The sequence below is a fragment of the Maribellus sp. YY47 genome, assembly GCF_023111095.1.
In the GTDB taxonomy this organism is placed as follows: domain Bacteria; phylum Bacteroidota; class Bacteroidia; order Bacteroidales; family Prolixibacteraceae; genus Draconibacterium.
Genome location: NZ_JALGYW010000019.1, coordinates 81,286 through 104,254, shown reverse-complemented (window position 1 = coordinate 104,254; position 22,969 = coordinate 81,286). Strand labels below are relative to the sequence as shown.

The window sequence follows — 22,969 nt, the reverse complement described above, 5'->3', positions numbered from 1 at the left end:
CTCAGTGACAACTTGCAATTTAAAGGACATCGAATAGTCCTTCTGTGTACGCTTAACGTACTGTGAATGATTGATTTCTTTCATAACGCTACTTTTTGTGTAACGCTATTTCAGGACGAGACACACATTCTAAAAGAACCGCTTGTCAATTGGCAGGCGGTTTTTTTATGCTGACAAATTGCATTTTGTAATTTACAATTTGTAAATCGCAGTCATAAATCGAAATTTATGATTTGCATTCATCTAAAAAATACCGATCCTTTTTTTTGTCTGGCAGCTGAGGAATACCTGTTAAAAAATTTCGACGACGATATTTTTATGCTCTGGCAGAGTGAAGATACCGTTGTTCTTGGAAAACACCAGAACGCAATGGCCGAGATCAATTATCCGTTTGTGCGTGCCAATAATGTTACGGTTGCGCGGCGGATTTCCGGTGGTGGTACTGTTTTTCACGATGCGGGTAACGTGAATTTTGCCTTTATCAAAAATGTAAAAAGCCCTGCTGAGATCAGTTTTAAGCAGTTCACAGAGCCGGTGGTGGAAGCCTTGGCTTTATTGGGTATCGAAGCAACAACCTCGGGGCGAAACGATTTGCTGATTGAAGGACTGAAAATTTCGGGCAATGCAGAGCATGTGTTTAAAAACCGTGTGTTGCACCACGGAACGCTGCTTTTTGATTCGGACCTGGAAAACCTGGGGCAGTCGATAAAAGTAGTTGCCGGGAAATACGAGAGCAAAGCTGTTCAATCGAACCGAAGCAAAGTGGCCAACATTTCTTCTTTTTTGAAAGATTCAATGTCCATTCAGGAATTTATCGGTTTTCTGCTGGATGTTCAGCTTAAAAAAGAGGGGAATACTTTTTATGCATTGAATGAAAAAGACGAGGAGGTAGTTCGCGGACTGGTCGATCAGAAGTTTACAACGTGGGACTGGCGTTATGGTTATTCGCCGCGGTATTTTTTCAGTAACCGTTTCGAAGAGGATGGTAAGGAACTGCAGATTCGTCTGGAAGTGAAGAAAGGAATCATCGAGGTCGCCGAATTGGGCGGTACTTTTTTCCCGGCGGAGGAAGCAGCCCGCCTTTCTGAAAAACTGGTGGGTGTTCGTCATTTCTATGAAGACATTGCATCGGTTCTTTCAACGCAGGACGAGCAGTTAATCTATGCCTTTTTTTGATGCACGCATAAAAGAAAAGCGTGCAGCAGATGCAGCACGCCCTTCTATTACGCGAGATTCTAATATTCTAATCTTCCTATTTCGGTAGCGGGTAACCTTCCAGTTTTTTCAGGTTTTCTGCAATATCCGATTCCGGGTATTCATAATCGTGCAGCGCGCCGGCCATGTATTTGTTGTACCCAACAAGGTCCATCAAACCGTGTCCGCTGAAGTTGAACAGAATCACTTTCTCTTTTCCTTCTTCTTTGGCTTTTTTAGCTTCGCGGATGGTGGCAGCAATGGCATGTGTCGTTTCGGGTGCCGGAATAATACCCTCGGTTTTGGAAAACAACAAACCAGCTTCGAAACATTCGCTCTGGTGTACGGCAATAGCATCCATTAAACCGTCGCGCAGTGCTGCACTTACCAGCGGAGCCATTCCGTGGTAACGTAAACCACCGGCGTGAATAGGAGCGGGAACAAAATTGTGTCCCAGGCTGTGCATTGCCAACAGCGGAGTCATTTGAGCCACGTCGCCATTATCGTAAATAAACGGTGCTTTCGTCAGCGTCGGACAGCTGAAAGGTTCAGCTCCAATGATCTGTATGTCGGCTCCATTGATTTTATCGTACATAAACGGGAACGAAATTCCGGCGAAGTTACTTCCTCCACCACAGCAACCGATCACGATATCGGGTTTGTCGATACCCACTTTTGCCAGCTGTTTCTTGGCTTCCAGACCAATAACAGTTTGGTGCAGCATGACGTGGTTAAGCACCGAACCCAGCGAATAACGGGTTTCACCTTTTGGGTCGGTAACAGCAGCTTCAACAGCTTCCGAAATGGCAATACCCAAACTTCCGGGAGTATCGGGGAACTGGGCCAAAATATCGCGGCCGGCCTTCGTTTCTGTACTTGGACTGGCAACACAGTTTCCGCCCCAGGTTTCCATCATCATTTTACGGAATGGTTTCTGATCGAAGCTTACGCGCACCATATAAACTTTACACTCGATGCCTCCAATCTGGGCACAGGCGTACGACAGGGCAGAACCCCATTGTCCGGCACCGGTTTCGGTAGTCAGTTTTTTGATGCCGAATTGCTTGTTGTACCAGGCTTGTGCCACGGCAGTGTTGGGTTTGTGACTTCCGGCCGGAGAAACGCCTTCGTTTTTGTAGTAAATCTTGGCAGGAGTTCCCAAAGCCTTTTCCAGTTCGTATGCACGAATCAGTGGGCTTGGACGCCACTGCATCAATATTTGACGGATTTCTTCAGGAATATCAATCCAGCGTTGCTGGCTCACTTCCTGTTCAACCAGGTTCATCGGGAAAACGGGAGCCAGCATCTCCGGCGTCAGTGGTTTTCCGTCCGGTCCGAGCGGCGGATTTAAAGGTGTTGGCAGATCGGGTGCCAGGTTATACCATTGTTTGGGAAATTCCGATTCATCAAGATAGATCTTCTTTTGTCTGGTCATGATTGTTTATTTTTTGTTTTTAATTTTTGTATTGACTCTATTCAATTTCCAATAAAAAAAGGGATCTGTTGATGGCACAACAAATCCCTTTTCCCGGTTTTCACCGCAAATTCATATTGTTATCTCGCGCTTCCATTTTAACGTTGCGCCAGCTCCATTCTTTTCCGTATAAAGGCTGTTTGTACATTCTGTCTTTTTGAATGAAGCGTAAAGCTAATTATTATTTTTTTCTGAGAAAATATTTCAGATTTTAAAATGAGCTCTCTTTTCATGATGCTTTGTTTAAGCAGCACTCAAATGTCCGGGAAAACCGATTAGCGACATTTGTTTGGAATGATTTGCATGGATTGTACAGGATAATTTTCAATTTTACAGCAAAATAAATTCAGCATGAAGAAAACAAACGCCGCGCGTATGCTTGATAGTCACAAGGTGAACTATAGTATAGTGGAGTATAATGTGGATGAGGCAGATTTGAGCGCCGTACACGTGGCTGCAGCGCTGGGGCAAAACGTTGAGCAGGTTTTTAAAACACTGGTATTAAGAGGGAATGCAAGCGGAATTTTTGTGTGTATTGTTCCCGGAGATGCCGAGGTGAATCTGAAGAAAGCTGCAAAAGTTTCGGGGAATAAAAATGCCGAAATGGTGCAAATGAAAGAGCTGCTCGGCCTGACCGGGTACATTCGCGGCGCCTGTTCTCCATTGGGCATGAAAAAAGTGTACCCCATGTATATTCACGAAACCTGTACGAATTTCGATTTTATTTTTGTGAGTGCCGGCAAGCGGGGAATGCAGTTGCAGGTTCATCCCACTGATTTGATTTCGATTACCGGCGCTGTTGTATGCGATTTAATTGATCTGTGATTTTCAGGCAGCTGGTTTTTCGGTGCGAATGGATGTACCGGTATTAAATTTACTCAACCCCATTCGTTTTTAGCTTTTTACTTTCGGGCTGAATACCTATTTTTGCAGCTACTTTTAATCAGAAATTTGGAATGGAGAAACCGACAGTTGTAAGCGGGATAAGACCCACGGGCTATTTACACCTCGGAAATTATTTTGGGGCGGTACAGAATTTTATCAGAATGCAGGATGATTTCAACAGCTATTTTTTTATTGCTGATATTCACTCGTTAACCACGCATCCAACACCTGAAAACCTGCAGGCAGGCGTGCGTCAGGTTTTGGCCGAGTACCTGGCCTGTGGAATCGATCCGGAGAAAGCCACCATTTTTATTCAGAGCGATGTGCCCGAAGTTTCGGAATTGTACACGCTGTTGAACATGAATGCTTATCTGGGCGAACTGGAGCGAACAACGTCGTTTAAAGATAAAGCACGTCAGAATCCCGACAACGTAAACGCTGGGTTGTTGACTTACCCGGTTTTGATGGCGGCTGACATTATTATTCACAAAGCTCATTTTGTTCCGGTTGGAAAAGACCAGGAGCAAAACCTGGAGATGGGGCGAAAATTTGCCAAGCGTTTTAACCGCATGTACAAGGCCGATGTATTCCCGATTCCGCGTCCGTTTACTTTCGACGGGAAAGACATGATTAAAGTTCCCGGACTTGACGGCAGTGGTAAAATGGGAAAATCGGAAGGCAATGCGATTAACCTTTTCGAAGATCCAAAGTCGATCCGGAAAAAAGTGATGCGTGCGGTTACCGACACGGGCCCAACAGAAATGAACCAGGAAAAACCGGAGGTGATTCAAAACCTGTTTACGCTGCTTGATATTGTTTCAACACCCGATACTGTAGCTCATTTCGACGAGCTGTACAACAAATGCGAGATCCGCTACGGCGATCTGAAAAAACAGTTGGCAGAAGACATTGTTAAATACACGGCTCCGATTCGCGAACGGATTATCGAGATTCTGGAAGATGATGCTTACCTGGCCAAAGTGGCTAAAATGGGTGCAGAGAAGGCACGTGAGTCGGCTCAGAAAACATTACAGGAAGTAAAAAGTGTGATTGGCTTTAAAAAGCTGTTTTAGATACAACGATTTCAAAAAAATACAAGCCGGGCTGTAAAGTCCGGCTTTTTTTGTGAAAGTCTATCGAAAATCAATAGCAAAATAAGTTTCAATATTGTTTGACTCACCCTGATCCGCGAGTGCTCGGGATCTTCCCTCTCTGTCCTAGAGAGGGAGCGAGGGAGAGTAAAAATCATTACTTTCATATCTGTTGCTGATTCCTGAGAATCATGATTGTTTTATGATCGTACTAGTTGATTTTTCGGATGGAATCTCTCAGCTTCATGCTGGGTTTAAGCAGTACCTGGCTGGTGCTAATGTCTTTGTTTTGAATTTTTGAAAGCAGAAACTTAACGGCAATTTTGCTGATGTCGCTTACCGGCTGTGCAATGCACGAGAGTGGCGTGGACAAATAATCGAGGTAGGGATGATCGTCGAAAGTAATTAACGAGATTTCATTCGGAACATTAATCTGTTCTTCTTTTAGCGCTTTCACACAACCCATGGCAATGGTGTTACTCAGCGTAAAAATAGCGGTGGGTCGTACCTTTTGCTGAAGCAAAAGCTTGGTTTCCAGGTAGCCGTTTTGAAAGGTAAAATCATCACCGGCAATGTTCTCCGAATCGAATCCGGCTTCTTTCATGGCATCAGTAAATCCATTTACCCGCAGTCGGTTGGGCGTTGAGGTTTGTACGCCCTGGATACAGGTAATACGCGAGTGTCCGTTTTCAATCAGGTGGCGGGTGGCCTTGTAGGCACCTTCGTAGTTGTCGGTGGAGACATAGGGAATGTCCAGGTCCTCAAAGTAACGGTCGATGCAAACAACCGGGATCCCCTGGTCCTGGATTTCCCTGATGTGTTGCCACTGGTCGCCGCACGGTACAATGATCAATCCTTCAATATTTCTGGCTGTCAATTGCAGAAGTTCCATTTTTTCTGTTTCCACATTTTCGTCGCTGTCGCTGATGATGGTGATGTAATTGAATTTCCGAAGTTCAGTATTGATTTCGCTGGCAATTCCGGCAAAAAATGGATTATTCAGCGAAGGAATGATCAACGCTAAGGTTCCGCTCCTTCCGGTTCTCAGGTTCGCCGCAAAATGGTTGGGTACATAGTGTAGCTTTTGGGCAGCTTCTCTCACTTTTTCCTGCGATTGTTTTCCAATCCGGTATTGCTTGGCCTTCCCGCTTAACACCCGCGATACGGTAGTTATGGAAAGTCCGGTGGCCTCGGCGATGTCCTTTATGCTGATGCTATGCTTTGTCATGAGTGTACAAACGTTTATGCAAAGATAGCTGTAATTTTATGCAATCGAAAAAAGTCGTAATCCCAGTCTTATTACAATCAAAGCACTTATATTCAGGGAATATTTTACTGTCGGGACATGTAGTAATCTAAAAAAATAACAAAAAAGCAGTTTTATAAAAAATGATCACTTAAACAAAGCACAAACGTTTGTGCATTTCGCTTTTGTTCTTTATGTTTGTTCGAAATTAATCAACTGTAAACTTGAATAACGATGAAAGAATTTTCCTTTCTGATCCTTCTGGGATTTTCATTTTTGTTTTCCAACGGGCAGAATTTTCCAAAGCTTGACGAGAGTTTCCGTTTGAAACAACTTACGCCGCCAAACGGAAAAATCAGAATGGTGCTGGACACCGATACCTACAACGAAATTGACGACCAGTTTGCACTGGCCTATGCCCTTCTCTCAAAAGAAAAACTGGATCTGCAAGCCGTTTATGCGGCGCCCTTTTACAATTCACGTTCCGAAGGCCCGGGAGATGGCATGGAGAAAAGCTACCAGGAAATATTGCGTCTGCTAAAATTTATGGGAAAATCGCCTGAGGATTTCGCCTTTCGCGGCTCGGATAAATACCTCGAAGATATTTCACAGCCAATCCGAAGTGAAGCAGCTCTCGACTTGGTTGAAAAAGCAATGGCCTGCTCACCCGAAGATCCGTTGTATGTTGTTCCGATTGGCTGCATCACCAACATTGCTTCGGCCATTTTAATTGAACCGAAAATTATTCAAAACATCGTTGTTGTTTGGTTGGGCGGCCACGGACTGGACTGGCCAAACCAAAAAGAATTCAACCTGAGGCAGGATGTATTGGCCGCACAGGAGGTTTTCAATTCAGGCGTTCCGTTGGTGGTAATGCCCTGCCAGCCTGTGGTTTCGCACTTTCATAGCACGCTGCCGGAGTTAGCTCATTACCTGAAAGGGAAAAATGAGCTTTCCGATTATTTGTACAACATTGTTGTGGAGTACAGTAAAGGACAAGAAGCTTATTCGAAAGTGATTTGGGATGTAACCGCTGTTGCCTGGTTGATCAATCCTTCGTGGATTCCCACGGATTTGGTGCATAGCCCGATTTTAACCGATCAGGTGACCTATAGTGTCGATCGGGGAAGGCATTTTATACGAATGGCAAAGTCGCTGAACCGCGATGCCATTTTCAGAGATCTATTCAAAAAGTTAGCGCAGTAATCCATTCAGAAAAGACGAGTATGAAAGCGAATACAATTTTAGTAGTTGGCAGTTCGAATACCGACATGGTAGTAAAAACCAGTCATTTTCCGCTGCCGGGTGAGACAATTCTTGGAGGGGAATTTTTGATGAATCCCGGAGGGAAAGGCGCTAACCAGGCGGTCGCAGCGCGGCGCTTGGGAGGCGAGGTTGTTTTTGTCGGAAAAACCGGAAACGACATTTTCGGAAAGCAGGCCGTTCAACTTCTGGCCGAAGAAGGCATTGATACCAAGCACATTTTGGTAGATGAAAACAGCCCAAGCGGCGTGGCCTTAATCACCGTCGATGGCAAAGGAGAAAATAACATTGTTGTAGCATCCGGCGCCAACGGAACGCTTGTTCCAAAGGATCTTGCAGAACTGGGCGAAATTTTGAAAGCCTCGGGCATGGTGCTTTTGCAGTTGGAAATTCCGCTGGAAACCGTTGCGTATGTCGCCGATTTGGCCGTCGGCCTGCAGAAGAAGGTAATACTTAATCCGGCTCCGGCGCAGGCTTTGCCCGACTCCTTGCTAAAAGGACTTTACCTGATCACTCCAAATGAAACCGAAGCCAGCCAGTTAACCGGTATTGAAGTTAATGATCGGGATTCGGCGCTCGAAGCAGCAAAAGCGTTGGTTGCCAAAGGGGTGCAAAATGTGATCGTCACCATGGGATCGGCCGGTGCTTTTGTTTTGAGTACTGAATATACCGGTATGGTGGAAGCGCCAAAAGTTACAGCGGTAGATACCACGGCGGCAGGCGATACCTTCAACGGGGCTTTGGCTGTTTTTCTTTCTGAAGGAATGAAAATGCAGGAAGCCGTTCGACTGGCCTGTGTTGCTGCATCGGTTTCGGTAACACGAAACGGAGCGCAGGCTTCGGTACCGTTCAGAAACGAAATTGAAAGCTAATATTTTAATTATAATACTTAAACCAATGAAACGAAACCGATACTTAATTCTTGTGTTACTCCTTGCTGCGGCATGGATGGCTCCGGCCAAAAATCCGGTTAAAATCATTTTCGATACCGACATGGGCCCCGATTTTGATGATGTGGGGGCCATTACCGTGCTGCACGTTTTGGCCGATAATGGGGAATGCGAAATTCTGGCCTGCCTGGCAAGCGATCGCTATCCAACTGTGGCGCCCACTATCGAGGTGTTTAATCAATATTTTGGCAAACCCGATATCCCGATTGGCGTGGCGGCTCCCGGTGCTCCCGATTTTTCGGCACCCAACCACTGGAACGATTCCATTGTGGCGAAGTTTCTCGATCAACCTAAAACAAACGACGATTATCCGGCAGCGGTGGAAGTTTACCGCAAAGCGCTGGCAGCTCAGCCCAATAAAAGCGTAACGATTGTTACCGTAGGATTCACGAGCAACCTGGACGATTTGCTGAAATCAGGCCCGGACGAATTTTCTCCCTTATCCGGGAAAGAACTCGTTCAGAAAAAGGTAAAACAATGGGTGGCTATGGCCGGCGCGCTGCCGCAGGGAATTGAGTTCAATGTAATAAAAGATGCAAGCGCTTCGGTTTATGCGTTTCAACACTGGCCGACACCGATTCTTCTTAGTGGATTTGAAATCGGAGTGCAGATTTTAACCGGGAAAAAGGTGGCCGAAACAGGCGACGTGTCCAATCCTGTTGCGTGGGCTTACGCCTACAATTTTGAATCGTATGCCGATCAGAAAATGGAGAAACGCTGTTCGTGGGATCAAACCGCTGTGCTATGTGCCATCCGCAATCCGGAGAACTTTTTTTATGTGAATGGCCCCGGAAAATTTGAAGTGGCCGAAGACGGATCGAATACCTGGAATCCGGATGCAGATGCACAGCATTTCTTTTTGACACACAAATACACCTATCAGCACATCGCTGATATTCTTGATGAACTGATGCTGCACCAACCAATTAAAAACAATCAATAAAAACGAAATCATGTACATAGTAACAAGTTATCCATTCGCGATATTTCTTTGCTTTATCACGATGCTTTGCTGGGGCTCGTGGGGAAATACTCAAAAACTGGCCGGTAAAACCTGGCGATATGAACTCTATTACTGGGATTATGTAATTGGTGTCCTGTTGTTGTCGCTGATTATGGCTTTTACACTGGGAAGTAACGGCGAGGCAGGCCGTAGTTTTATCGCCGACCTGAAACAAGCGGATATGGGCAATATCGGAAGTGCATTTTTAGGCGGAATCATTTTTAATGCGGCCAACATTTTGCTTTCTACGGCGATTGCCATTGCGGGAATGTCGGTGGCTTTTCCGGTGGGCATCGGGCTTGCACTCGTATTGGGTGTAATCATCAATTACATGGGCTCTCAAAAAGGCGATCCGGTATTTCTGTTCCTTGGCGTGGGCTTGATTACTATTGCTATCATCATCAATGCGCTGGCGTATAAGAAAGCTTCCAGTGGCAGTCAGAAGGTAAGCACCAAAGGAATTATGGTATCGATTCTGGCGGGTGTTTTGATGTCGTTCTTTTACCGTTTTGTAGCCGCATCGATGGACCTCGACAATTTTGTTTCACCCGCACAAGGCATGATGACGCCTTACACAGCTTTTGTAATTTTTGCGCTGGGTGTTTTTATCAGCAACTTTCTGTTTAATACAATTCTGTTGAAAAGGCCAATCAGTGGCGAACCGACCAACTACAAAGCTTATTTTAAAGGAAAACTACCGATACACCTGGTGGGAGTACTTGGCGGAGTGATCTGGGGAATCGGGAATTCGTTTAACCTGATTGCTGCCGGAAAAGCCGGTGCTGCCATTTCTTACGGCTTGGGACAGGGAGCAACTTTGGTGGCCGCTTTGTGGGGCGTTTTCATTTGGCGCGAGTTTAAAAATTCGCCCAAAGGAACCAATGGCATGCTGGCCCTGATGTTTATTCTGTTCGCGGCAGGAATTGTTTCCATCATTTATGCAGGAGCATAAAATCAAGCAACCTAATATCTATCAATGTTAATCCCGGTTGGATAGGGAGCAGATTTAAGTCTGAAAACTTAAATCTGTTCCCATCCTTTTCGGTAGGTATGTCTGATCCACTCTTCGGCGGTTACTTTTGCCGGAAGCGTCACATATTCTTTGTTGAAACGCGGATCTCCGTTCACCACTTCAAAATCGTTTTTCGATAAAATCCGCAGTTTGTCGCTGTCCGAAATATTACTGAAACGCATATTTGGGCCGTCCCACTGCAGTTTTCGTTGCAGGCTTTGAAGACGCACGGCCAAAACTCCCATTACCACCATTTCGTTTAACGGTCCGGCATAGTTAAAATTTGAGGAGGCTTCTACGCGTGTCTCTTTGTTTTCCTTGCAGGCTCGTATCCAGTCTTGTTCGTGGCCGCCTTCCATCGCTTTGGAAATTCTGCGGATCGACATTTTGGGTTGTTCGAAATGTGCCATTTCAGAAGTGGGTAACAGCGTTGGATTGGCACCATAAGTACCACACATAATTTTGCCACGGGTGCCGTAAAAAATACAGCCGCCGCTATCGTCGCCCATTTGTTCGCCGTCTTTTAATTCGTCGGGGCGCTGCGGCATAAAGCCGCCGTCGTACCAGCTAACCGTAACTTCGGGCATAGCCACTTTGGGCAAATTATCTCTTCGCGGAAACGCATAATGAATGGCTTCTGAATTGGGAGCAGAATCGTTGTTAAAAGGCGTTGAACTGGCTTCTACCGTATCGGGGTATTGCAGGTTCAATGCTTTGAAAACCGGATCCAGAATGTGGCATCCCATGTCGCCCAGGGCACCGGTGCCAAAATCCCACCATCCACGCCAGTTCCACGGATGGTAAATCGGATTGTATTCGCGGAATTGCGCCGGGCCAATAAACAGATCCCAGTCGAGCTCTTTGGGAACACGTTTCCCTTTGTCAGGTCGGCTAAGTCCCTGCGGCCATATGGGGCGGTTAGTCCAGGTGTCAACGTGGGTGACTTCGCCAATGGTACCTGCCCAGATCCATTCGCAAATCTGACGGATGCCGTCAGCCGAATTTCCCTGGTTGCCCATTTGTGTGGCAACACCATAACGCTGCGCCGTTTCAGTCATAATCCGCGATTCGTATACCGAATGCGTCAACGGTTTTTGCAGGTACACATGGATTCCCTGGCGCATGGCAATCAGGGCCGGAAGGGCATGTGAATGATCGGGAGTGGCAATCATCACCGCATCAATGTCTTTTTGCTCTTCGAGCATTACGCGGTAATCGGTGTACTTTTTTGCACTGTACCAGCGGCGGAATGCATTTCGGCCGGCATATTCCGAATCCACGTCGCAAAGGGCCACAATGTTTTCGGTTTCCATGTGTAAGAGGTTGGTGTAGCCCATTCCTCCCACGCCGATCCCTGCGATATTCAGTTTGTCGCTGGGTGGTTTATGTCCAAGTCCTGCGATGACGTTTGAAGGTACGAGGGTTACCCCCGCAAATCCGGCTGCTGCCGTTCCTATAAATTTTCTGCGTGATACCATTCCTAAGTTTTGCCGTTGAAAAGTGTCGGAAAAATAGGAAAAATATGGGCATCTGCCTACGATTTTAGGTTTTTGAAACGCTTTTAACAAAAATTAGATTTGCAGTGCGGCAGGCGGACGGCTAAAGCGGTCGTGAGATAAAAAAAGGGCAGCCGAATTTCGGATGCCCCTTACTGTTTTCAGAAATATAGTTGTTTAATTGCTTACAAGGTAATGGGTAGGATGACACTGTCGATGACGTGAATGATGCCGTTGGAAGCCGAAATATTCGCGCTTACGATCTTCGCCTGGTTTCCTGTTGCCCAGATCATTCCGTCGGAATCAACCATAAAAGTGGCTCCTTCAAGCAAAGTTTCAATGGTTCTGGGCTCGTTTTTCGGTACTACGCTGTTGGCTGCCCGGCGGCCTTCGGTGACATGATATAGCAAAACGTTTAGTACAGTTTCCGGATCTACCTCAGTAATTCCGCCAACACCAAGTACTTCATAAAGAGCTTCAAATGCAGCATCGGTTGGCGCAAATACCGTGTACTGGTCGGTTCCGTTTAAAAACATATTTACCAAACCGGTTCCCAGTTCAGTGTCTACAAATACAAGCGCAGATACCAGTTCGTCAAACTCACCGTCATCAGCCAGCGCAATTTCGGCAATGCTTAGATCTCCTTTCTTAACGGCTTTCCCGGCTTTCAAATCACCTTCTTCGTAAGAGGCAGGAGCAAAATCGTCGGTTTCTTTTTCGCAGCTGATAGTAAAGAACGCCAGGGCAAAGATTCCTGCAAATGCTAAAACTCTCAGGTTTAATTTCTTTTTCAGATTAAGTGTTTTCATGTTTCAATGTTTTAATGATTTAACTTCAACATCAATAACTTTAAATTCATATAAAATGTTTAAGTAAAAATGAAAAAGAATAAACAAAAGTGTAATTCATATATTTGTATGTGCTGTATTTGATGGGTTTGTAAGCTATATGTTAAAATAAGTTAAAAATGTCAAAATAGACAAACAACGTTTCTACTGAAGTTTACTATCGGAGGATAGTTTGCAATGGGAATGAATTTTTGAGTGATCCCGAAAATTGAAAGGCAAGAAGTGTTCGGAGGTATTTTGTTCGAACGGGCATAAGACAATTATGATTCTCAGGAATCACCAACAGATATGAAAGTAATGACTTTTACTCTCCCTCGCTCCCTCTCTATGCCTGGAGAGGGAAGATCCCGAGTACTCGCGGATCAGGGTGAGTCAGACAATATTGAAACTTATTTTGCTATTGATTTTCGATAGACTTTCGGGAAAAAAAAGGCAGCCCGCCATAAGACGGACTGCCGCACGTTAAACCTCAAGTCATCATCAATTTGTTCGGTAGAACCTGATAATGATTCATTTGTAATAGAACCTCGTTTATTCTACTGGAGTAAGTTGAATATCTACAACCGTTGAGTTTCCTTCGGTAACACCTACATTCCAAACAGTGTCGGGCTTAAAGCCTTCGGCTTCTGTGGTGAGGTAATAGGTTCCGGATAATAATCCGATGATTTTATATTTACCGGCTTCATCGCTAAACGAGGAAGTGATCAAACTATCGGTTTCCATGCCTTCAAGCGGCATCCATATTTTTACTGATGCATTTTCGACGGCTACACTGGCAGTGTCAGTAACCGTTCCTTCAACCCGACCGGCTTTGCCCAGCATTACGCAACGAACCACGGGTTTAAAGTTAAATCCGTTGATGTTTCCTCCCTTCCAGTTTCCTTTGGCAACAAACGATTTGCTCACATCGAAGTCGAGCAGTACGTCGGCAGTTTCTCCATCGCCAATTTCCATGGCGGGCTCAATTTTAATTTTTAGTCCGCTGGAAGATCCGCTCGGAATCTTCAGCTCGAATTCCGTTTCGTCATTGAGGACCACTTTTGAGTCGGTCACATGCATTCTGATCTGATCATAAACACCGGCTTCCAAATCAACAGAGGCCAGCATTTCGGTAACACCGTTTGAAAGTGTAAGCAAATCAATTTCCATGGGTTCATCCATCAGTACAATAAATTCTGATTCAACAGAATCTGTTGCCTGTTTCCTGATTTCAACTTTGTCGATCGTTACGTATGTTTTAGCAACCAGGTCGATTGGAAATGGCGCATCGGTAAGGTAGATGTTTACCTTCCCTTTTCCTTCCGGGATGTTGGTTGTAACTTCGTCGTTACAAGCTACCATTAAAATGATTCCTAAAACAAGCGTACTTAGTACTAATCCAATTTTTTTCATGGGTTTTACTTTTTAGTTATAATCTCTAACAAATTTCTTGATCTTCTGTTTTCTGGCCATTGTTTTTGGCTCTGTTTATTGTAGTAAGTTTGTAAAAGAGAAGTTGAAGGATACAACCTCTGTTGTATTCCCCCAACTTCATGCAAACCTATTTTATTTTACTTCAATTACAGCGTATTTAGATATCTTCCAGAATTCCTCAGGATTGTCGATTTGCAGGTAGGCAATCATTCCGTCTTCTTCTACGAAGGAGTAAGAACTATCGGGGTGCTCTGAAATAACTTTTGCTTTGTGCGAGAACAACGGGATCGTTTTCGTGTCCTGAATATTCAATTCGGTGAAATAGTCGTCTGCGAAATTTTCCTGAATTGCAGTATGTTTTCCTATGCCAAGGAATCCGCCATCTTTGGTAAGCACTCCTTTGTCTCTAAGTTCTTTGAAAGTTCCGTAGGCAACATGCGCTCTGTTTAGGTCGCTGATTTTCTCTTCGATAACCTGTTGTTTCAGTTGTAAGGTATCTGCTTTTTTGTTCAGCTCACCTTCCATTACGTTGATTTGCTCGCTCAAATCGGCCAGCATAATATCTTTTTCTTCCAGTTGCCTCTGAAGCGAAACAATCTCGTTGTTCTGGTCTTCGATGTTCTGGTTTAATGCTGCAATTTTCTTTTTGAAAGAGCTCAGTTCGATGCCCGAATTCTTAAGTTTCTTTTCCAGTTGAGCAATGTGTTCGCTGCTTTTTTCCAGCATTTCGTTCATCATTTTGATGTCGTCGATGATCACCTTTTTCTGATCGCGTCCACCTTCCTGGCTGGTTTCGAGCGATAGTTGCTGGCGTTTCTCTTTGATGAATTTAAGGTTGTCTTCAATTTCATTAAAAGCGCTCATCAACTCGTTTACCATCGAGTCGCGTTCCTGCAGGTTCAAATTCATATTTTGCTTCTCGGTTTGAAGCGTGTTTATTTCCTGGTTCTTTTTTGTATAAACTGATACTCCTGTATAAATGGCAATAATCAACATTACTGCTACAAGAAGTAAACTTGCTATCTGCGATTTTTTCATTTTTTTCATCCCTAAATCTCCTATCGTTTTAATTGATTGATATGGCATACTATAGCCAAGTGTTGTGCCAGAGTTTGGGATAAACGGAATCAACAGTAAATCAGTTGTTTGAAAAAACGGAGGGGAGCTTGTGTTTTATCACATTGATAGTTGATTATCAAAATGATAAAAAAACGGGCTTATTCTTCCTCTTTTAGCATGCGGTAGATCGTTGCCACGCCAACGCCCAGTTTGTCGGCAACAATTTTGGGTTTGTTGTCGTATTGCTCCATCAGTTTTTTTACCAGGCGAAGGTTGTATTCCCGAAGCGTCATATTATCGGTGTAAAGACTTTCAAGGCTTACTGAATCGTCAAGCATAAGATGTTCCGCGAGAATTTCATTATCGTCAGCTAAGGTGGCTGCCAGTTCGATAACCGATTTCAGTTCGCGCACATTCCCCGGAAACGGATACGATAAGAGTTTGCGTGAGGCCGAAGAGCCGAGGGTTTTGGGTTCCAGTTTGTTTTCCTTGCAAAAGGTTGCAATAAAACTTTTCGCCAGCACTATTACGTCGTTGCCACGGTCGCGCAGGGGCGGAAGGTCTATCGGAAGTCCGTACAAACGGTAATAAAGATCCTGTCTGAAGTTTCCTTTTTTAACTTCATCGAGCAGGTTTTTATTGGTGGCCATTATGATGCGGCAATCGATTTTTACCGTTTGGTTGCTGCCGATGCGGATAATCTCTTTTTCCTGTAGCGCCCTCAGCAGCTTGGCTTGCAGCGAAATTTCCATTTCTGCGATTTCATCCAGAAACAAGGTTCCGCCATGTGCTTCCTCAAATTTTCCAATTCTGCGGGCTGCCGCTCCGGTAAAGGCCCCTTTTTCGTGGCCAAACAATTCGCTTTCCACCAGGTCTTTTGGAATGGCCGCCATATTTACGGCCACAAAAGGTTTTTTAGCCCGTTCCGAGTTGTAGTGAATCGCTTTGGCAACCAGCTCTTTGCCCGTTCCTGTTTCGCCGGTTACCGAAACGGTTACGTTGGTGCGGGTAGCTTTTTCAATTAAATCGAATATTTTTTGTGTAGCCGGACTGTTGCCAACAATCGTATTTTGGTAACTGTATTTCTTGCGGACTTCTTTGCGAAGCGTTTTGATTTCGTCTTTTAATTTGAATTCCTTTCGAATGTTGTTAACGGTGTTTAGCAGTCGCTCGCGGATGTCTTTCGATTTTACAATGTAGTCGTACGCGCCGTGTTTCAACAGGTCAACCACCACTTCAATGTCTTCCTGCTCCGAGATGAGGATTACCTGGATGTCCTCGTTTATTTCTTTCACCTGTTTGAGCACCTCGAGGCCTTTCAAGTCGGGAAGGCGGTAATCGAGCGTAATTACATCGGGATTCTGATGCAATTGCTCCAAACAGCTTTTCCCGTCAGCAAACGACTGGATTTCATAGTCAGGGTTCAGCGATAAATTGTGCACCAGCAAGCGGTTGTACCACTCGTCGTCTTCAACTACAAATATTTTAAATGATTTTGATTCCATATTCCGTAAGGCATTTCGCGCTGCCGTGCCAGGCAAATTTATCCAATATCAGGCACAACACAAGGCAAAGCTATTGTCAATCTGTAAAATTATTCTCCAGCATTTTTTGCAGATGCAAGTTCAGGAGGCTTGTTTCTTGGCTCAGTCGTTCAAATGTACGGTCAATTTCATCGGGTTCAGCTCCTGATTCGGCCAGTTGTTGAAGGGTTTTAACTGTGGAATAAACCGCTATAACATTCATGTGTTTTACCGGAGCGGCCATTTTATGGGCCAGATCGGCAACCGCCTGCCATTGCTGCTGGTCGATGTTCCTTTTTATTTTTTCAAGGTTATTTTGACTGGAAGTCAGAAATATCAGGATCATCTCTTTCAGGAATACTTTATCGCCGTTGGCCATGTTCATTAAATCTTCAAGCTTAGGTTGAAATTGTTGGTCATCCTCTTCATTCCCGGAAGGAATAGCTTCTGTATTTTTCAAAGTTTCGGTGATGACCGAGTAAAGCTCTGCTTCCTTAAACGGTTTTTCCAGAAAGGCGTCAAAAATATCGTCGGTTTCCTGGCTTTTTTTATTGGCAGATAGTGCAATGATTGGGCTTGTGTTTCCGTTTTTCCTGATTTTTTGAGAAGCCTCAATGCCGCTAAGTACCGGCATGCGGATATCCATCATGATTAAGCGATATTTGTTTTTTAAAGCCAGCCCGACGGCTTGTTGTCCGTTTTCTGCTTCATCGTATCCGATTTTCCATTTGTCCAGAATATTTTTTAGCAAATGACGGTTAAATTCTTCGTCGTCAACAATCAGCACTTTGCCTCCTTTTAACTGATCGGGAGCAGAGTAACTTTTGTTGGATCGAATGATTTTGTTTGGATCACCTTTCTTAAAAGGCAGTATAACCGTGAATGTTGTGCCTTCGCCCACTTGACTTTGAACCGATACGTTGCCTTCCAAAAGTGAAACCAGTTTCTTCACAATGTAAAGTCCCAGTCCGGTTCCTCCGGCTTTTTTGTTCGCGTCGGTATCGAGCTGCACAAAATCATCAAATATTTTTTCGCGGTTTTCGTCCGAGATTCCAATCCCGGTATCCTTTACTTCAAACTTGAGCCATTTATTATTTCCCTTGCTAACCACAGAAGCCTTTAGGACCACCGAGCCCATATCTGTAAATTTGATGGCGTTGGTAACAAGGTTATTCAGGATTTGCTTCAAACGGCTTTCGTCGTTAAAAACAACCAGACCTTTTGTATTTCCCTTTTCAATCGACAGTTGAATGTTTTTGGATCTTGCGGTATCGCGGTTGAACAGCTCGATTTTTTCGAGGAGTTCATCCAGTAGAAAATCAGTAGGATTAAGTTGAATGCGTTGGTTTTCTATCCGGGTAAAATCGAAAGTATCGTTGACAAGATCGATCAAATGGCGGGTAGATTTATGAATGACATCGAGGTCTTTACGGGTTTTATCGTCAAGGGAACGTTGCAAAAGCTGTTCCGACAGACCATAAATCGCATTGACCGGTGTCCGCATTTCGTGGCTAACGGTGGCGACAAAAAGCTCTTTGGCGCGTGCCAGTTGTTCTGCATGGTTTTTGGCTTCTTTAAGTGCACGCTGGTACGATCGTGCTTTGTGCAAATCCCTGAAAATAAGGATTAAGATAAGAATCATAAGCAGGAGAACCGTGAGCGCAAAAAGACTTAAACGTTTATAGGTTTGGGAGGCCAGAAGATCGGCTTGTTGCGTTTTCTGAAACTGGCTTTGCTGTTCCTGGAGTTCCAGCTTCGAAATAAGTGCCAAAAGGGCATTGTTGATTTCGAGGTTCTTCTGCATTAACGCAGTTTCGCGGCTGGCAAGTGCCTTGTTGCGTGCGGCCATTTCTTTTTCCAGCTCTGCAATATCGTTGCGCATGGTCTGTTGCTCAACGGTTCGGTCAACAATCACGGGCTGTGGTGGTTCCGGTTTTTTGCCAAATAGGCGCTTAAAAAAGCTGCCTCGTTCGGGTTCTTCAAACCGAATGGTATCTTTTACAACAACCATTGTATCCAGACTTTCAAAATACTGGGCAAACGTTTTGTGTTCGTCGTCTTTCGAAAGATGAAGGTTCAGGATGTTTTTCCAAACGAGAAGTTTTTGGTGCGAAAGAAGCAGCAGGGAATCTACCGATTCGCGCGCCGCGGTATCCGATATGGCGTAATGTTTCAGTTTGTTTTGTTTGGCTTCAACGGTGTTGCTCAGGTTGTAATAGGCTTCGAGGTAAGTTTGGTTTTTGCTGAGCGAATAAAGTTTGACAGAATTCTCGATTTCCCCCAAATCGGCATTCAGGTCTTTTACCATTATCAGTTTGTAATCGGGGCGTGCTTCGTTTAGCCAGGAATCCACAATTTCAGAAAGGCTTTTATAAACCATGTTTCCGGAAAGGGCAATTAATGCCAACATTGCAGCTGTAATAATGAGGATGGGTATTTCGATTTTAATTTTTCGCATCTGAAAAACGATTTTCAGGAACTAAATTAATCAATAGCTGGCAAATGTCGTTATGTAAGAGCATTGTTAATGATAACGAAAAGGTAGAATGTGCATTGTTTTGGGAAGTAGAATCCGGGAGGTTCGTTGGTCCTTTTTAAGTGCGAGCCTGCTGAATTCCAAAAGATTGTTAAATCAATCTGTCCGGAATGATTGTTATTTCTTTAATGCGTCAAAAAAGGATACTTTTGTCCGTTCAAAAATTGATAACGTATAAAAACAAAATAAAATGGCTGAAATTCAGAAAACTTTACTGGTGATTCTCGACGGATGGGGAATCGGTGATGGTTCAAAAAATGATATCGTATCAACGGCTCCGACACCTTTTATGGATTCGCTGATGGAAAAATACCCACATTCACAATTAATGGCTTGCGGCGAATATGTGGGTTTGCCCGATGGACAGATGGGAAACTCGGAGGTAGGACACTTAAATATTGGCGCCGGCCGGATTCTTTACCAGGATATGGTAAAAATTACAAAGGCAATCCGCGACAAGTCGCTGTGGCAGCATCCGCAGATTTTGAAAGCATACAATTATGCCAAAGACAATAATAAGAAAGTTCACCTGGTGGGTTTGATTGGCCCTGGTGGAGTTCACGCACTTAGTTCTCATATGGTGGCGCTTTGTCAGATTGCTACTGATATGGGATTGGACGATGTTTTTGTACATGGATTGATGGACGGTCGTGATACTGACCCGCGTTCAGGATATGGTTTTGTTGAAGCCGATTTAAATGCGCTGGAAGGAACCGTTGGAAAATTTGCGTCGTTGATTGGCCGTTACTATGGAATGGACCGCGACAATAATTATGACCGATTGAAACTGGCGTACGATCTTTATACCGAAGGCAAAGGCGAAAAATCAACCGATGTTTTGGCAAGCATTCAAAAGTCGTACGACAATGGTGTGACCGACGAATTTATGAAGCCTATCGTAATGGTGGATGAAGCCGGAGAGCCTTTGGCAAAAGTTGAAGAAGGTGATGTGGTAATTTGCTTTAATTTCCGTACCGACCGTTTGCGTCAGACAACCATTGCTTTCACACAGAAGGATCTTCCTGAGTTTGGCATGCATACTATGGATCTCCAATGGTATACGATGACTAACTACAAAGCCGACTTCGAAGGTATTAACGTGATTTTTGACAAAGACAATGTGCAGAACACCATGGGTGAGGTTGTGGCAAAAGCAGGATTGAAACAGATCAGGATTGCTGAAACAGAAAAATATGCGCACGTAACCTTCTTCTTTAGCGGTGGCCGCGAAGCCGAATTCGAAGGAGAGAGCCGGATTCTGGTTCAATCACCCAAAGTGCCGACTTACGATCACCAACCGGAAATGTCAGCTCCAGGCGTTCGCGATGCGATTGTCCCAAAGCTGGAAAAGGGAGAAGCTGACTTTGTTTGTCTGAATTTTGCCAATGGCGATATGGTTGGACATACCGGCGTTTATGAGGCGATTTACAAAGCAATTGTAGCTGTCGACGCATGTTTGAAAGATGTGGTTACAGCGGCTCAAAAAGGTGGTTATGATGTGATGGTGATTGCCGATCACGGAAATGCCGACAATGCCGTTAATCCGGATGGATCTGAAAACACGGCTCACTCGTTGAATCCGGTGCCTTGTGTTTTTGTAACCGAAAAACAGGGAATTAAGCTGCAGGACGGTGTGCTGGCCGATGTGGCTCCGACTTTGTTGGCCGATATGGGACTTGAAGTTCCTGCCGACATGACCGGAAAGAACCTGATTGTAAAATAGGTTTTTCAAAAAAGATATATCATCATTCCTGCGGGAAAGAGTCTGAGAAGTTTTGAAAGATTCGGCTTTCGCGGGAATGATGATAATGTTCACAATTAGTAAAGAAGAATGGTGATTGAGATCGGGCGGACAATATTAAGTGATGACATTTTTGAGAAGCATTTTTTGTGCGATATCCTGAAGTGCAAAGGAGCATGTTGTATTGAGGGAGACTCCGGAGCTCCGCTTACCGATGAAGAAGCCATTCATATTGAGACGGATTATCCCGTGTTTGAAGAATATCTTCCTGCTAAACATAAGAGGGAGGTAGAAAAACAGGGGTATTCGATGATTGACAGTGATGGAGATCTGGTAACTCCGCTTGTCGACAACCGGCAATGTGCGTATTCGTTTTACAACGACAAAGGCATTTTGCAGTGTGCCATCGAAAAAGCTTATTTCGAAGGAAAAACAGCCTTTCGGAAGCCGGTTTCCTGTCATTTGTTTCCAATCCGGATAACTGAATACCGCGATTTTGACGCAGTAAACTACCAGCAGTTAAAAATCTGCAAACCTGGCCGCCAGTGTGGCGCTTCCCAAAAGCTTCCCCTTTATAAATTTCTAAAAGAACCGCTTATTCGTAAATATGGCGAAGAGTGGTATAAAGAACTGGAGATTGCATCCAGTTATCTGGAATCTTCAAAATAGTTACGTGTCTCATATTGGCTCAGTACGAGGTGTTTTTATTGGTTTTCCCGGCATTCCCATTTTATTACTAATGTCCCAATGTGGTTAATTGTTGTCCCATGTTGAATTCAATGAATTTTTGGTGCGGACTATAAGTGGTTGATATATAGTGTGTTGTTGTTTTTGGCACGTGAGTTGTTTTTTGTTTGGCGCATCGGACGCAAATAGATGCAAGATTTTTTGAAGAATAATTACAAACAAATAAAAAACACAACAACATGAAAAAATTATCTTTAGTATCCGTTTTAATCTTTTTTTTAGCAGTAGCCTTAAACGCTCAAACAAATGTTTCACACAACATAACAGTTACTATCCCATCGTATGCTATGGTTGGCTTGTCCTCTACTGGAGACATTACACTTGCACCAACTGCTCCTGAGAACGCTGGAGAGGCATTGGATTTTAGCAGCGCCACCAATAACACAAAGTATTTGCAGTATTCTTCCATCTTGAACAATGGCAGTTCTTCCAATACCATTTCTGTTTCGATGACTGAGAATGGGACAAGTTTACCCGCCGGTGTTACAATTGAGCTGGAGACTGCCAAAAATTCAGTTGGAGGAAAAGGTAATCGTGGGACTGGAGTTGATACTCCTGTTGTGCTGAGCACTACGGAAGGCAAGGAAATTGTTACTGGAATCAAAAATGGTTATACAGGGACGGGTGCAAGTGGACACCTGCTTACTTATTCCTTGAAAATGACAGATACAGACGCAAGTTATAGTGCTTTAACCTCTGACAATTTTAGCGTAACGATTACCTATACTATCACAGCGGAATAACAAATAACGATAAAAAATAAGGGTAAGAGGAAGACTGATCGGTTTTCCTCTTTTTATTTTCAGTCTTTTTTACCGCATTAATAGGTGTTTTGCCTATTGTCTTTCGTGTTCAGGCTGTCTACTTTTAACAGTATGAAACACAAGGGCACATTTCTTGTAATTATTATGCTTTTTTCGATCACGCGATTTTGCATAGGCAGTGGTAAAAATGCTGAACATAAAGCAAGCATTATTATCCCCAATGTTGCTTTGTTGTCGCTTCAGTATGAAAATAGCTCTGGTGTTGAATTGTGTGGAATTTCTCCATCGTCTGCGGGTAATACGATAAAATTGGAAGCTGATTCGGAAGTGAGTGTCTGGCTGAATTATTCATCTATCTGTCATAAAAATCAGAAAAGAAAAGTAACTGCAACTGTTGAAGGAAAAATACCCGAAGGAGTTGTTCTAAAATTGAAGGCGGAAGACAGTGTGGGCAACGGCAACGGAGAATTAGGGAAAACAAATGGAACGGTGGTGCTTGGTCAGCGTCCTGCCGATGTTATTTCTGGAATTGGAAGTTGTTATACGGGGAAAGGTGCTCATAATGGTCATCTGTTGTCGTATCAGGTAGAGTTGGATGAAACCCGGTTCCATCAAAACACTAAAAATAAAGGAGCCTCAGTAAATGTCGTTTATACATTAACAGACGATAATTAATTTCCTAAAACAATTGTAAAGAACCTTGATATTGGTATTTTAGCATTGG

At 44.1% G+C, this 22,969-nt stretch carries 19 protein-coding genes; 11 read left to right on the top strand and 8 right to left on the bottom strand.

Annotated elements, in window-relative coordinates; genetic code table 11:
• Positions 1–228: 228 nt before the first annotated feature.
• Positions 229–1,176 (top strand): lipoate--protein ligase, encoded by a 948-nt coding sequence (locus MR764_RS15615; RefSeq protein ID WP_247980375.1) that lies wholly within the window; start codon positions 229–231, stop codon positions 1,174–1,176.
• Between the two features lie 76 nt (positions 1,177–1,252).
• On the opposite strand, the gene MR764_RS15610 is transcribed toward MR764_RS15615, so the two are convergent.
• The gene (locus tag MR764_RS15610) at positions 1,253–2,629 is read right to left on the bottom strand and encodes a TrpB-like pyridoxal phosphate-dependent enzyme (protein WP_247980374.1); all 1,377 of its coding nucleotides are present in this window, start codon (positions 2,627–2,629) and stop codon (positions 1,253–1,255) included.
• A gap of 390 nt (positions 2,630–3,019) precedes the next feature.
• On the opposite strand from MR764_RS15610, the gene ybaK reads away from it, so the two are divergent.
• Positions 3,020–3,493, top strand: a complete 474-nt coding sequence (gene ybaK / locus MR764_RS15605; protein WP_247980373.1) for a Cys-tRNA(Pro) deacylase — start codon at positions 3,020–3,022, stop codon at positions 3,491–3,493.
• A gap of 131 nt (positions 3,494–3,624) precedes the next feature.
• Positions 3,625–4,626 (top strand): tryptophan--tRNA ligase, encoded by a 1,002-nt coding sequence (gene trpS, locus MR764_RS15600; protein ID WP_247980372.1) that lies wholly within the window; start codon positions 3,625–3,627, stop codon positions 4,624–4,626.
• Positions 4,627–4,855: 229 nt separating this feature from the next.
• Here the strand turns inward: trpS and MR764_RS15595 are convergent, their stop codons facing one another.
• On the bottom strand, positions 4,856–5,872 hold the full coding sequence (locus tag MR764_RS15595) for a LacI family DNA-binding transcriptional regulator (protein WP_247980371.1): 1,017 nt from the start codon (positions 5,870–5,872) through the stop codon (positions 4,856–4,858).
• A gap of 252 nt (positions 5,873–6,124) precedes the next feature.
• Between MR764_RS15595 and MR764_RS15590 the strand changes: the two genes are divergently transcribed.
• The 4 genes from MR764_RS15590 to MR764_RS15575 are packed head-to-tail and all read left to right on the top strand — an operon-like array spanning position 6,125 to position 10,058.
• On the top strand, positions 6,125–7,096 hold the full coding sequence (locus tag MR764_RS15590; protein ID WP_247980370.1) for a nucleoside hydrolase: 972 nt from the start codon (positions 6,125–6,127) through the stop codon (positions 7,094–7,096).
• 20 nt (positions 7,097–7,116) lie between these two features.
• Positions 7,117–8,025, top strand: a complete 909-nt coding sequence (rbsK, locus tag MR764_RS15585) for a ribokinase (RefSeq protein WP_247980369.1) — start codon at positions 7,117–7,119, stop codon at positions 8,023–8,025.
• A 25-nt stretch (positions 8,026–8,050) separates the two neighbouring features.
• The gene (locus tag MR764_RS15580) at positions 8,051–9,046 is read left to right on the top strand and encodes a nucleoside hydrolase (RefSeq protein ID WP_247980368.1); all 996 of its coding nucleotides are present in this window, start codon (positions 8,051–8,053) and stop codon (positions 9,044–9,046) included.
• Between the two features lie 10 nt (positions 9,047–9,056).
• Positions 9,057–10,058, top strand: a complete 1,002-nt coding sequence (locus MR764_RS15575; protein WP_247980367.1) for a GRP family sugar transporter — start codon at positions 9,057–9,059, stop codon at positions 10,056–10,058.
• Between the two features lie 68 nt (positions 10,059–10,126).
• On the opposite strand, the gene MR764_RS15570 is transcribed toward MR764_RS15575, so the two are convergent.
• The 6 genes from MR764_RS15570 to MR764_RS15545 form a co-directional block, all read right to left on the bottom strand.
• Positions 10,127–11,596, bottom strand: coding sequence for a Gfo/Idh/MocA family oxidoreductase (locus MR764_RS15570; protein WP_247980366.1), 1,470 nt, complete (start codon positions 11,594–11,596; stop codon positions 10,127–10,129).
• A gap of 203 nt (positions 11,597–11,799) precedes the next feature.
• The gene (locus MR764_RS15565; RefSeq protein ID WP_247980365.1) at positions 11,800–12,423 is read right to left on the bottom strand and encodes a fasciclin domain-containing protein; all 624 of its coding nucleotides are present in this window, start codon (positions 12,421–12,423) and stop codon (positions 11,800–11,802) included.
• A gap of 570 nt (positions 12,424–12,993) precedes the next feature.
• A complete protein-coding gene (locus MR764_RS15560) occupies positions 12,994–13,854 on the bottom strand; it encodes a DUF4382 domain-containing protein (RefSeq protein ID WP_247980364.1) in 861 nt (286 codons plus the stop codon).
• Positions 13,855–14,007: 153 nt separating this feature from the next.
• Positions 14,008–14,913, bottom strand: coding sequence for a hypothetical protein (locus tag MR764_RS15555; protein WP_247980363.1), 906 nt, complete (start codon positions 14,911–14,913; stop codon positions 14,008–14,010).
• A 179-nt stretch (positions 14,914–15,092) separates the two neighbouring features.
• Positions 15,093–16,439 (bottom strand): sigma-54 dependent transcriptional regulator, encoded by a 1,347-nt coding sequence (locus MR764_RS15550; RefSeq protein ID WP_247980362.1) that lies wholly within the window; start codon positions 16,437–16,439, stop codon positions 15,093–15,095.
• A 76-nt stretch (positions 16,440–16,515) separates the two neighbouring features.
• Complete coding sequence (locus MR764_RS15545; protein ID WP_247980361.1) at positions 16,516–18,915, bottom strand: ATP-binding protein; 2,400 nt, start codon at positions 18,913–18,915, stop codon at positions 16,516–16,518.
• A 268-nt stretch (positions 18,916–19,183) separates the two neighbouring features.
• Between MR764_RS15545 and gpmI the strand changes: the two genes are divergently transcribed.
• From gpmI to MR764_RS15525, 4 genes are all read left to right on the top strand, one after another.
• The gene (gpmI, locus tag MR764_RS15540; RefSeq protein WP_247980360.1) at positions 19,184–20,716 is read left to right on the top strand and encodes a 2,3-bisphosphoglycerate-independent phosphoglycerate mutase; all 1,533 of its coding nucleotides are present in this window, start codon (positions 19,184–19,186) and stop codon (positions 20,714–20,716) included.
• A gap of 108 nt (positions 20,717–20,824) precedes the next feature.
• Positions 20,825–21,403: a DUF3109 family protein gene (locus tag MR764_RS15535; protein ID WP_247980359.1), complete on the top strand. Its 579-nt coding sequence runs from the start codon at positions 20,825–20,827 to the stop codon at positions 21,401–21,403.
• Between the two features lie 257 nt (positions 21,404–21,660).
• Positions 21,661–22,224, top strand: a complete 564-nt coding sequence (locus tag MR764_RS15530; RefSeq protein WP_247980358.1) for a hypothetical protein — start codon at positions 21,661–21,663, stop codon at positions 22,222–22,224.
• Between the two features lie 132 nt (positions 22,225–22,356).
• Positions 22,357–22,920: a hypothetical protein gene (locus MR764_RS15525; protein ID WP_247980357.1), complete on the top strand. Its 564-nt coding sequence runs from the start codon at positions 22,357–22,359 to the stop codon at positions 22,918–22,920.
• Positions 22,921–22,969: the final 49 nt, after the last annotated feature.

What these genes read in the sequence shown, in the direction of transcription:
- MR764_RS15590 (WP_247980370.1), top strand. Translation starts at nt 6,125, where the DNA reads ATGAAAGAATTTTCCTTTCTGATCCTTCTGGGATTTTCATTTTTGTTT.
- rbsK (WP_247980369.1), top strand. Translation starts at nt 7,117, where the DNA reads ATGAAAGCGAATACAATTTTAGTAGTTGGCAGTTCGAATACCGACATG.
- MR764_RS15595 (WP_247980371.1), bottom strand. Translation starts at nt 5,872, where the DNA reads ATGACAAAGCATAGCATCAGCATAAAGGACATCGCCGAGGCCACCGGA.
- MR764_RS15570 (WP_247980366.1), bottom strand. Translation starts at nt 11,596, where the DNA reads ATGGTATCACGCAGAAAATTTATAGGAACGGCAGCAGCCGGATTTGCG.
- MR764_RS15530 (WP_247980358.1), top strand. Translation starts at nt 21,661, where the DNA reads ATGAAAAAATTATCTTTAGTATCCGTTTTAATCTTTTTTTTAGCAGTA.
- MR764_RS15610 (WP_247980374.1), bottom strand. Translation starts at nt 2,629, where the DNA reads ATGACCAGACAAAAGAAGATCTATCTTGATGAATCGGAATTTCCCAAA.
- MR764_RS15525 (WP_247980357.1), top strand. Translation starts at nt 22,357, where the DNA reads ATGAAACACAAGGGCACATTTCTTGTAATTATTATGCTTTTTTCGATC.
- MR764_RS15555 (WP_247980363.1), bottom strand. Translation starts at nt 14,913, where the DNA reads ATGAAAAAATCGCAGATAGCAAGTTTACTTCTTGTAGCAGTAATGTTG.
- MR764_RS15575 (WP_247980367.1), top strand. Translation starts at nt 9,057, where the DNA reads ATGTACATAGTAACAAGTTATCCATTCGCGATATTTCTTTGCTTTATC.
- MR764_RS15565 (WP_247980365.1), bottom strand. Translation starts at nt 12,423, where the DNA reads ATGAAAACACTTAATCTGAAAAAGAAATTAAACCTGAGAGTTTTAGCA.
- MR764_RS15615 (WP_247980375.1), top strand. Translation starts at nt 229, where the DNA reads ATGATTTGCATTCATCTAAAAAATACCGATCCTTTTTTTTGTCTGGCA.
- MR764_RS15545 (WP_247980361.1), bottom strand. Translation starts at nt 18,915, where the DNA reads ATGCGAAAAATTAAAATCGAAATACCCATCCTCATTATTACAGCTGCA.
- trpS (WP_247980372.1), top strand. Translation starts at nt 3,625, where the DNA reads ATGGAGAAACCGACAGTTGTAAGCGGGATAAGACCCACGGGCTATTTA.
- MR764_RS15560 (WP_247980364.1), bottom strand. Translation starts at nt 13,854, where the DNA reads ATGAAAAAAATTGGATTAGTACTAAGTACGCTTGTTTTAGGAATCATT.
- gpmI (WP_247980360.1), top strand. Translation starts at nt 19,184, where the DNA reads ATGGCTGAAATTCAGAAAACTTTACTGGTGATTCTCGACGGATGGGGA.
- MR764_RS15580 (WP_247980368.1), top strand. Translation starts at nt 8,051, where the DNA reads ATGAAACGAAACCGATACTTAATTCTTGTGTTACTCCTTGCTGCGGCA.
- ybaK (WP_247980373.1), top strand. Translation starts at nt 3,020, where the DNA reads ATGAAGAAAACAAACGCCGCGCGTATGCTTGATAGTCACAAGGTGAAC.
- MR764_RS15535 (WP_247980359.1), top strand. Translation starts at nt 20,825, where the DNA reads ATGGTGATTGAGATCGGGCGGACAATATTAAGTGATGACATTTTTGAG.
- MR764_RS15550 (WP_247980362.1), bottom strand. Translation starts at nt 16,439, where the DNA reads ATGGAATCAAAATCATTTAAAATATTTGTAGTTGAAGACGACGAGTGG.